This is a genomic window from Isoptericola sp. NPDC060257 (assembly GCF_042726645.1).
GTDB classification, from domain to species: domain Bacteria; phylum Actinomycetota; class Actinomycetes; order Actinomycetales; family Cellulomonadaceae; genus Isoptericola; species Isoptericola nanjingensis.
In genome coordinates this window covers 1-8,610 of sequence record NZ_JBHXAW010000195.1, presented here as the reverse complement: position 1 = coordinate 8,610, position 8,610 = coordinate 1, and the positions used below count along the sequence as shown (strand labels likewise).

Here is an 8,610-nt window from a genome sequence, read left to right as displayed (position 1 = left end):
GGCCTGTATCCTTGCGCCCGATCCGACCCACCACGTGCCCGCGTGCTTCGAGCGGCACCGGAGCAGAGGACCCTCATGCACCAGACCCCGACGCGCGCCGCCCTGGTGGCCGGCGTTCTCGTCGCGGCCGTCGGCGTCCTGGGGGCCTGCTCGCCCGGGGCTGACCAGCCCGCCGCGCCCCTGCCGGCCAGCCCGAGCCCGTCGCCGTCGCCCACCCCGGACGCGCAGGAGCGCGAGAGCGTGGAAGCCGCCGAGCAGACGCTGCAGGACTTCTACGAGCTGGGCGCGAAGGTCGGCAACGACGGCTTCGTGAACTGGCAGGTCATGCAGGGCTTCTGGACCGACGACGAGCAGTGGCAGGCGCAGCAGGCGACCTACGAGCAGCGCGTCGCCGACGGCTGGACGACCGAGGGTGCCGCCACCTTCACGGACGTGCAGGCGAGCGACTTCGACCCCGGCGGCGATGAGCCGGGGGACGAGCGGGTGACCCTCGAGGTGTGCAACGACACCTCCGGCGTCACGACCCTCGACAAGGACGGCGCGAAGGTGCCCCGGGCCGAGGGCGTGCCGGAGCGGTTCACGGTCGTGTACACGATGAGCGCGCGCGGGGAGGACCGATGGGGCATCGACAGCCGCGAGGCGGACACGGAGGAGTCGTGCTGAGGCAGGTGACGCGGGTCCTGGCCGTGCTGATGCTGTTCACCGGCGTGGCCGTCGCGCCGTCGGTCGCGACCTCCGCGCCCGCCGTCGCCGCCCCCTGCACCGGTGGTGGCGGCGCCGACAATGACGGCAACGTCGGAGGCGAGGTGACCTGCCCGGGCGAGGACGGCGACGACGGCGACGACGGTTCGGACAGCAGCGGCGTCAGCAACGGCAGCGGCGGCGAGTGGGTGTGCCGCTACAGCGGCAAGGTGATCCCCTGCGTGACCAGCCTTGGCGTCTACAACGGCTCGTGCTACATCAAGCTGGCGAACCCGCAGCCGCCCAAGGACGCGGGTATCTGGAACGGCAAGGACGAGGGCTACATCGTCCAGTGCACGCCCCCCCGGGATGAGTGCATCGAGGGCATGGACGACGCCACGGAATTCATGTACCTCTGCGCGGGCGGCCAGCAGTACTCACCGGATCTGCCGCCCACGGACATGGGTCCCACCCCGGAGGAGCTGGCGGAGCGCGCGTACGCGCGGATGCAGCTGACGATGGGCGAGATCGGCTCGACGCCGCCGACGACGGAGGTGGACGGGAACGCGATCGGGATCGTGGGGATGCCGATCTGGCTGTGGGTGTCGAACCCGGCGGCGAACACGACCGGCCCCATCCGAGAGTCCGAGACGGACGGCGGCCTCACCGTCACGGTTGACGGGACGCTCGACCGGATCGTGTGGACGCTGACCGACGACGACACCGGGGAGGTCTACGCCACGACCACCTGCGCGGGCTCCCGCGCGCCCTACACGGAGTGGTCCGAGGCCGCCAGCGGCGGCGACGCCCGCCCGTCCCCGACGTGCGGGTTCGACGGGGCCGAGAACCGGCGCTCCGGCAACATCACGGTGACGGGAACGGCGTACTGGACGGCGGAGTGGGAGGGCGGCGGCCTGGACGGCACGATCGACGTGCCCGCCCAGACGCGCGAGTCGACCCTCGCGATCGGCGAGGCGCAGGTCCTGGTCCAGTAGTGCGCTGACCCGTCGGCCTCGTCGCGATGCCGTCGGCACGACGCCGTGGCACGATCGCGGCCATGACGGTGGCGTTCGTGCTCGGCGGCGGCGGGGTGCGCGGCGCCGTCCAGGTGGGCATGCTGCAGGCGCTGTTCGAGGCGGGCGTCGCCCCCGACCTCGTGGTCGGCACGTCGATCGGCGCGATCAACGGCGCCGCCGTGGCGGCCGACCCGAGCGTCGCCGTCGTCGACCGCCTCGGTGCCGCATGGGCGTCCCCCACGGCGAACGAGGTCTACGGCGAGGCCTGGTACCGGCAGCTCGGCCGCCTCGCCAAGTCCCGCACGCACCTCTACGACCCGGCCGCGCTGCGCCGGCTCATCGCCGGCACCCTGGGCGAGAAGACGACCTTCGAGGACCTCGCCGTGCCGCTCGTCGTCGCCGCCGCGAGCATCGAGCGGGCGTCGGAGCACTGGTTCGACTCCGGGCCGCTGGTCGAGGCGGTGCTCGCGTCGGCGTCGGTGCCGGGCGCGCTGCCGCCCACCGAGATCGGCGGCGAGCACTACGTCGACGGCGGCATGGTGAACTCCATCCCGCTCGGCGAGGCCGTGCGCCGCGGCGCGACCACGGTCTACGTGCTGCAGGTGGGGCGGGTCGAGGAGCCGCTCACGGTGCCGTCCAAGCCGTCCGACGTCGCGCGCGTGAGCTTCGAGATCGCCCGGCGGCACCGGTACTTCCGGGAGCTGGAGGAGGCCCGCCGGGTCGCGACCGTGCACGTGCTGCCCACCGGCGGCGCGCTGCCGGGGGACGAGAAGCTCGGCGCGTTCCGGCGCATGGACTCCACCGCGGCGCGCATCGCCCAGTCGTTCGCCGCCGCGCGGGACTACCTCGCGGCCGCGCCGCCGCCGGGAGGGCCGGACACGACCTCGCCGGACACGCCGGTGCAGCCGTGATCGCGCCCCCGCCCCGGTGGGTCCGCCGGGTCGTGCTGGCGCCGCTCGTGGTGCTGCTGGCCGTGCTGCTGGTGCCGACGTCGATCATGCTGGCGCTGGTGGTCGGCGCCGCGCTGACCTGGCTGCTGCCGGGGCGCCTGCGGGGGCTGCGCCTGCTGTGGATGCTGTCGTTCTACGTGCTGTGGGACGCCGCCGCGCTGGTGGTGCTGTTCGCGCTGTGGGTGGCGTCCGGCTTCGGGCTGGCGATGCACCGGCCGTGGGTGCAGCGGGCGCACGTCGCCGTGGCGCGGGCCGCCCTGGCCGTCCTCTTCTGGCAGGTGCGGTGGACGCTGCGGCTGACCATCGTCGTCGAGGTCGAGGAGGGCGCGAGGCTGCCCGACGTCCCCGTCCTCGTGCTCAGCCGGCACGCGGGGCCGGGGGACTCGTTCATCCTGGTCGACGTCCTCCTCGGTCGCGCCCGCCGCGCGCCCGCCATCGTCCTCAAGGACACGCTGCAGTGGGACCCGGCGATCGACGTCCTCCTGGGCCGGCTGCCCGCGGCCTTCGTCACGCCCCTGGCGCGCCGCAGGCCGGGGCAGCCCGGCGCCGCCGAGACCATCACGCGCATCTCCGCCGACCTGGGCCCCGACGACGCCCTCGTCCTGTTCCCCGAGGGCGGGAACGTGACGCCCCGGCGCCGCGCGCAGCGGATCGAGGCGCTCCGGGCCCGTGGCAAGGACGCCCTCGCCGACCGCGCCGAGCGCATGCCGCACGTCATGGTGCCGCACGCGGGCGGGTTCCTGTCCGCGCTCGACGCCGTCGCCCCGGACGCCGCCGTGCTGGTCGTCGCGCACACCGGCCTCGACCGCCTCGTCACGGTCAAGGACATCTGGCGCGAGCTGCCGATGGACAAGACCATCGTGCTGGGCGGCACCCTGACGCGCGTCGACGACCTCCCCGCCGACGTCGAAGGGCGGGAGCTCTGGCTCTTCGACCAGTGGGAGCGCGTGGATGCCTGGATCACCGAGCGCTCCGCGGGCCTCGACTCCCCGGCGCGTCCCGCCGCCCCGCACGAGTGACGGCGGCGGGCGACCGGGCGTAGCGTCGAGCTGCGCTGAACACCCCGTTCACCGAGGCGGCCGAGCGGTGTAAAGTCTCCCGGCCGCCGAGACCCGGTGGTACAGACCACTCCAGTAAGGAGCCTCAACGATGCAGCTCATGCGGAGGCGCTCGATCGAAGCGACGATCGCGGCGTCCGACGAGCCCCAGCGCCAGCTCAAGCGCACCCTCGGTGCCTGGGACCTCATGGTCCTCGGCATCTCCGTGGTGATCGGCGCCGGGATCTTCTCGAAGGCCGCGCAGGTGTCGGCCACGCAGACCGGCCCGTCGGTCGTGATCTCGTTCGTCATCGCCGGCGTCGTGTGCGCCCTGGCCGCGCTGTGCTACGCGGAATTCGCGTCCTACATGCCCGTGGCGGGGTCGGCGTACACGTTCTCGTACGCCTCGATGGGCGAGCTGCTCGCCTGGATCATCGGCTGGGACCTCATCCTCGAGATGTTCTTCGCCGCCTCCGTCGTCGCCAAGGCCTGGGGCCTGTACTTCGACAACTTCCTCAACGTGTTCGGCCTCGGCGGGGTCGACGCGGACGGCGTCGCGTCCGGGATCCACAACACGATCCACCTCGGCGGCGTGTCCTTCGACTGGGGCACCGCCATCCTCATCGTCGTGCTCGCCACGCTGCTCGCCGTCGGCACAAAGCTCTCGACGCGCGTCACCGGCGTGCTCACGGCCATCAAGGTCGCCATCGTGCTGCTCATCATCGTGGTGGGCTTCGCGTTCTTCAGCGCGTCGAACCTCAGCCCGTTCGTGCCCAGCCCCGAGTCGTTCGGCGAGTCCACGACGCACAGCACCACGATGACGCAGACCCTCTTCTCCTGGATGGCCGGCGCCGAGCTGTCCGTGGGCGGCGTGATGGGCATCCTCGCGGGTGCCGGCACCGTGTTCTTCGCGTTCATCGGGTTCGACGTCGTCGCCACCGCGGCGGAGGAGACCAAGAACCCTCGCCGGAACGTCCCGCGCGGCATCCTCGGCGGCCTCGCGATCTGCACCGGCCTCTACATCGCCGTCTCGATCGCGCTCTCCGGCATGGCCACCCCGCAGCAGCTGCGCGACGCCACGCCCGACGGCGGGGCGTCCGCGACGATCATCACCGCGTTCCAGCTGCAGCCGAACGCACCGGCGTGGGCCACGCAGGTCATCACGGTCGGCATCCTCGTGGGCCTCACCACCGTGGTCATGGTGCTCATGCTCGGCCTCACCCGGATCGTGTTCGCGATGAGCCGTGACGGCCTGCTGCCCCGCGGCATGTCGAAGACGTCGGAGAAGCGCGGCACCCCGGTGATGATCCAGGTCGGCACCGCGGCGCTCCTGGTGATCGTCACCTGCTTCTTCTCGGTCGACGTGCTCGGCAACATGGTGAACATCGGCACCCTGTCGGCGTTCGTCCTGGTGAGCTTCGGCATCCCGATCCTGCGCCGGCGCCAGCTCAAGGCCGGCGGCGGCGAGGCCCACGCCGACCACTTCCGCGTGCCGTGGTCGCCGGTGCTGCCGATCGTCTCGGGCGTGCTGTGCCTGTGGCTCATGCTGCAGCTGGACGTCGAGACGTGGCTGCGGTTCCTCGTGTGGCTCGCGCTCGGCTTCGCGATCTACTTCCTGTACGGCTACCGCAACTCGCAGCTGGGCAAGAACCCGTCGCAGCTCGCGGCCGACTACCGCGAGGCCATGCAGACGGCCATCGGCGTGGACGACGACACCCCGCGGCGCGGCTGACCGATCGCGCCCGGTACACCACGGCGGCCCGTCAGAGCGATCTGGCGGGCCGCCGTCGTGCGTGCGCGGCGGGACGCGCGGTCAGCCGGCGAGCGACTCCAGCACCTTCGCGACCCGGCGGTCGCGCGTCTCGTCGGTCCTGGCGCCGTCCACGCTCAGGGCGTGCGCCTTCTGCCTGCTCGGCGAGAGCGTCGCCCAGGCGGCGGTGGCCGCCGGGTCGGCGGCGAGCGCGGCCGCCAGCGCGGGCGGCACCTCGACGGTGCGGGGCGCGTCGTCGACCTCGAGCCGCACCTCGACCTCGTCGCCGGCGCCGCGGCCGGTGGCCGCGCGGGTCGCGGCGTTGAACGAGACGAGGGACCGGCCGCCCATCGACGAGACGGTGCTGCGGTATGTGAAGCCGCCGTCGACGGTCACGACCACGGGGACGCGCCGGCCGCGGTCGAACGCCGCGACGACGTCGTCGGGCACGGGCAGGCCGACGTTGTTGCCGCCCGTCGCGAGCAGGGTCGTGGTGAAGGTCTGGACCGTGGGTGCCTCGCTCATGGAGCGACCGTAGCGAGGGCTACGCCGACTCGCCCTCGACGAGCCGCGGCACGAAGATCTGGGGCTCGGCGGGCACGTCGGCCCCGCCGAGGACGTCGAGCAGGGTCGCCGTCGCGGCCGTGACCATCTCGACCACGGGCTGCAGCACGGTCGTCAGGCGCGGCGTCGTCCGCTCCGCGCCGAGGGCGTCGAAGCCCACGATGGCGACGTCGTCGGGCACGCTCCTGCCGGTCTCGCGCAGCACCTGGAGCGCGCCCGTGGCCATGAGGTCCGACGCGGCGAACACGCCGTCGACGTCGGGGTGCCGCGCCAGGATCCGCTCCATCGCGGCCGCGCCGCCCGCCACCGTGAAGTCGCCGTTCTCGACGGCGACGGCCGGCAGGCCGGCGTCCTCGAGCGTGTGCAGCCAGGCCTCGTGACGGTCGACGGCCGCGGTCATGTCGAGCGGGCCGGTGATCGTGGCGACGCGCGTGCAGCCGCGGTCCACGAGGCGCTGGGTGGCGGTGCGCCCGCCCGAGGCGTTGTCGACGTCGACGAAGTGCAGGGACTCGGTGTCGAACGGTCGCCCCACGAAGACCGACGGGAGGTGCGACCGCATGAGCTCGGACTCGAGCTGGTCCTCCTTGTGGTGCGAGGCGACGATGACGCCGTCCACGTGCCCCGACCGCAGGTACCGCGCGATGTGGCCCGGGGGCTCGCCCGCGCGGGCGAGCAGCAGCACGAGCTGCAGCTCGGTACCGGTCAGGCCCTCGCTGACGCCGCGCAGCACGCCCGCGAGGAACGGGTCGGTGAGGATGCGGGCGTCGGGCTCGGGCACCACGAGGGCGATCGAGTCGGTGCGCCGGGTGACCAGCGAGCGGGCCGCCCGGTTCGGGGCGTACCCGAGCCGGGCGACGGCGTCGTCGACGGCGGTCTGCGCCTCGGGCGACACCCGGTCACCGCCGTTGATGGCGCGCGAGGCCGTGGACCGCGAGACCCCCGCGGCCCGGGCGACGTCGTCCAGCGTCGGGCTGGCATGCTCGATGACCACGTCGGGAGACTACTCTGCGTCCGCGCCGTCGCGGGCCGGCACGACGCCCGTGCGGGCGACGTCGGCGTACCAGCGGCCGGAGGACTTGACGGTCCGCTCCTGCGTCTCGTAGTCCACGTGCACCAGGCCGAAGCGCTTGGAGTAGCCGAGGGCCCACTCGAAGTTGTCCAGCAGCGACCAGGCGAAGTAGCCGCGCACGTCGGCGCCGGCGTCGATCGCGTCGCGGACGGCGCGCAGGTGCACGTCGACGAAGGCGAGGCGGTCCGGGTCGTCGACGCTCCCGTCGGCCTGCACGACGTCGGGGTACGCGGCGCCGTTCTCGGTGACGTACATCGAGGTGCCGCGGGGCCCGGTGTAGTCGCGCTGCAGCCGCGTCAGCAGGCGGGTGAGACCCTCCGGCTGCACCTCCCAGCCCATGTCCGTGAGGGGCAGGCCGCGGCTGTGGTGGTAGATGCCGTCGGGCACCGGGTTGGGGGAGCGGGTCTCCCACACCGCGGCGTCGACGCGCTCGCCGCCGGGGTCGGCCGTGCCCGCCGGGGTCTCGCCGGCGGCGCCCTGCGGCCGGGCCGAGACCGCGCCTCCGTTGTAGTAGTTGACCCCGAGCACGTCGATCGGCGTGGAGATCACCTCGAGGTCGCCCTCGCGCACGATGCCGGCGAACCCGAGGTGCGCGACGTCGTCGAGCAGGTCCTGCGGGTAGGCGCCGCGCAGGATCGGGTCGAGGAAGAAGCGGTTGAACATGCCGTCGTCGCGGCGCGCGACGTCGACGTCGGCCGGGTCCGTCGGGTCGACCGGGTCGGACACGGTGAAGTTGAGCGTGAGGCCGAGCACGGCCTCCGGGTCCCGCTCGCGCAGGGCCTCGACGGCGCCGCCGTGGGCGAGCATGAGGTGGTGGGCCGCGGCGAGGCCGTCCGCCGGGGACTTGCGCCCGGGGGCGTGCGCGCCGGCGGTGTAGCCGAGGAAGGCGGAGCACCACGGTTCGTTGAGCGTCGTCCAGACCTTCACCCGGTCGCCGAGCGCCTCGTGCATCGTCACGGCGTAGTCGACGAACCGGGCCGCGGTGTCCCGGTTCGGCCAGCCGCCCAGCTCCTCCAGCGCCTGGGGCAGGTCCCAGTGGTACAGCGTCAGCCAGGGCAGCACGTCGGCGGCGAGCAGCTCGTCGACCAGGCGGGAGTAGAAGTCCAGCCCCTCCTGGTTGACGGTCTTCCCGTCGGGGACCACCCGGGCCCACGACGTCGAGAACCGGTACGCGTCGAGGTTCAGGCGCTTCATGAGCGCCACGTCCTCGCGGTAGCGGTGGTAGTGGTCGTCGGCCACCGATCCGTCGTCGCCGTTCACGACGGCGCCGGGGATGCGGCAGAACGCGTCCCAGACCGAGTCCTCGCGGCCGCCCTCGGTGGACGCACCCTCGATCTGGAAGGCGGCCGTGGCCGTGCCCCAGACGAAGCCGTCGGGGAACGTGACGGCCCCGGTGGCGTGCGGGGAGCTCGTGAGGGGTGCGCTGGGCGTGAACGGCACGGTCGTGCCGGGGGCCGCCCGGCGCGCGCCGGGGGGGGGGGGGGTCAGGCTGGGGGGTTTTGACATGTCCGAGCCCCCCCGCCCCCGCCTGATGGGGGGTGGG

General features: G+C 73.4%; 8 protein-coding genes. 5 read left to right on the top strand and 3 right to left on the bottom strand.

From position 1 onward, the window contains the following. Positions 1 to 75: 75 nt before the first annotated feature. The 5 genes from ACFWEK_RS15255 to ACFWEK_RS15235 all read left to right on the top strand — a co-directional run bounded on the left by ACFWEK_RS15255 (position 76) and on the right by ACFWEK_RS15235 (position 5,416). Positions 76 to 663, top strand: coding sequence for a hypothetical protein (locus tag ACFWEK_RS15255; protein ID WP_430546763.1), 588 nt, complete (start codon positions 76 to 78; stop codon positions 661 to 663). Further along, a complete protein-coding gene (locus ACFWEK_RS15250; protein WP_430554568.1) occupies positions 657 to 1,676 on the top strand; it encodes a hypothetical protein in 1,020 nt (339 codons plus the stop codon). Before ACFWEK_RS15255 ends, ACFWEK_RS15250 begins: the two co-directional genes overlap by 7 nt. 62 nt (positions 1,677 to 1,738) lie before the next feature. Next, positions 1,739 to 2,608, top strand: coding sequence for a patatin-like phospholipase family protein (locus ACFWEK_RS15245; RefSeq protein WP_430546761.1), 870 nt, complete (start codon positions 1,739 to 1,741; stop codon positions 2,606 to 2,608). Then, the gene (locus ACFWEK_RS15240) at positions 2,605 to 3,666 is read left to right on the top strand and encodes a 1-acyl-sn-glycerol-3-phosphate acyltransferase (RefSeq protein ID WP_430554567.1); all 1,062 of its coding nucleotides are present in this window, start codon (positions 2,605 to 2,607) and stop codon (positions 3,664 to 3,666) included. The genes ACFWEK_RS15245 and ACFWEK_RS15240 overlap by 4 nt, the downstream gene beginning before the upstream one ends. A gap of 130 nt (positions 3,667 to 3,796) precedes the next feature. Beyond that, complete coding sequence (locus ACFWEK_RS15235) at positions 3,797 to 5,416, top strand: APC family permease (RefSeq protein ID WP_430546759.1); 1,620 nt, start codon at positions 3,797 to 3,799, stop codon at positions 5,414 to 5,416. A gap of 81 nt (positions 5,417 to 5,497) precedes the next feature. Here the strand turns inward: ACFWEK_RS15235 and ACFWEK_RS15230 are convergent, their stop codons facing one another. The 3 genes from ACFWEK_RS15230 to ACFWEK_RS15220 are packed head-to-tail and all read right to left on the bottom strand — an operon-like array spanning position 5,498 to position 8,507. Then, entirely contained in the window at positions 5,498 to 5,959 is a 462-nt protein-coding gene (locus tag ACFWEK_RS15230) for a DUF1905 domain-containing protein (RefSeq protein WP_430546758.1), read from the bottom strand. A gap of 19 nt (positions 5,960 to 5,978) precedes the next feature. Beyond that, complete coding sequence (locus tag ACFWEK_RS15225; RefSeq protein ID WP_430546757.1) at positions 5,979 to 6,989, bottom strand: LacI family DNA-binding transcriptional regulator; 1,011 nt, start codon at positions 6,987 to 6,989, stop codon at positions 5,979 to 5,981. Positions 6,990 to 6,998: 9 nt separating this feature from the next. Continuing rightward, positions 6,999 to 8,507 (bottom strand): glycoside hydrolase family 1 protein, encoded by a 1,509-nt coding sequence (locus tag ACFWEK_RS15220; RefSeq protein ID WP_430554566.1) that lies wholly within the window; start codon positions 8,505 to 8,507, stop codon positions 6,999 to 7,001. Between the last annotated feature and the right edge of the window lie 103 nt (positions 8,508 to 8,610).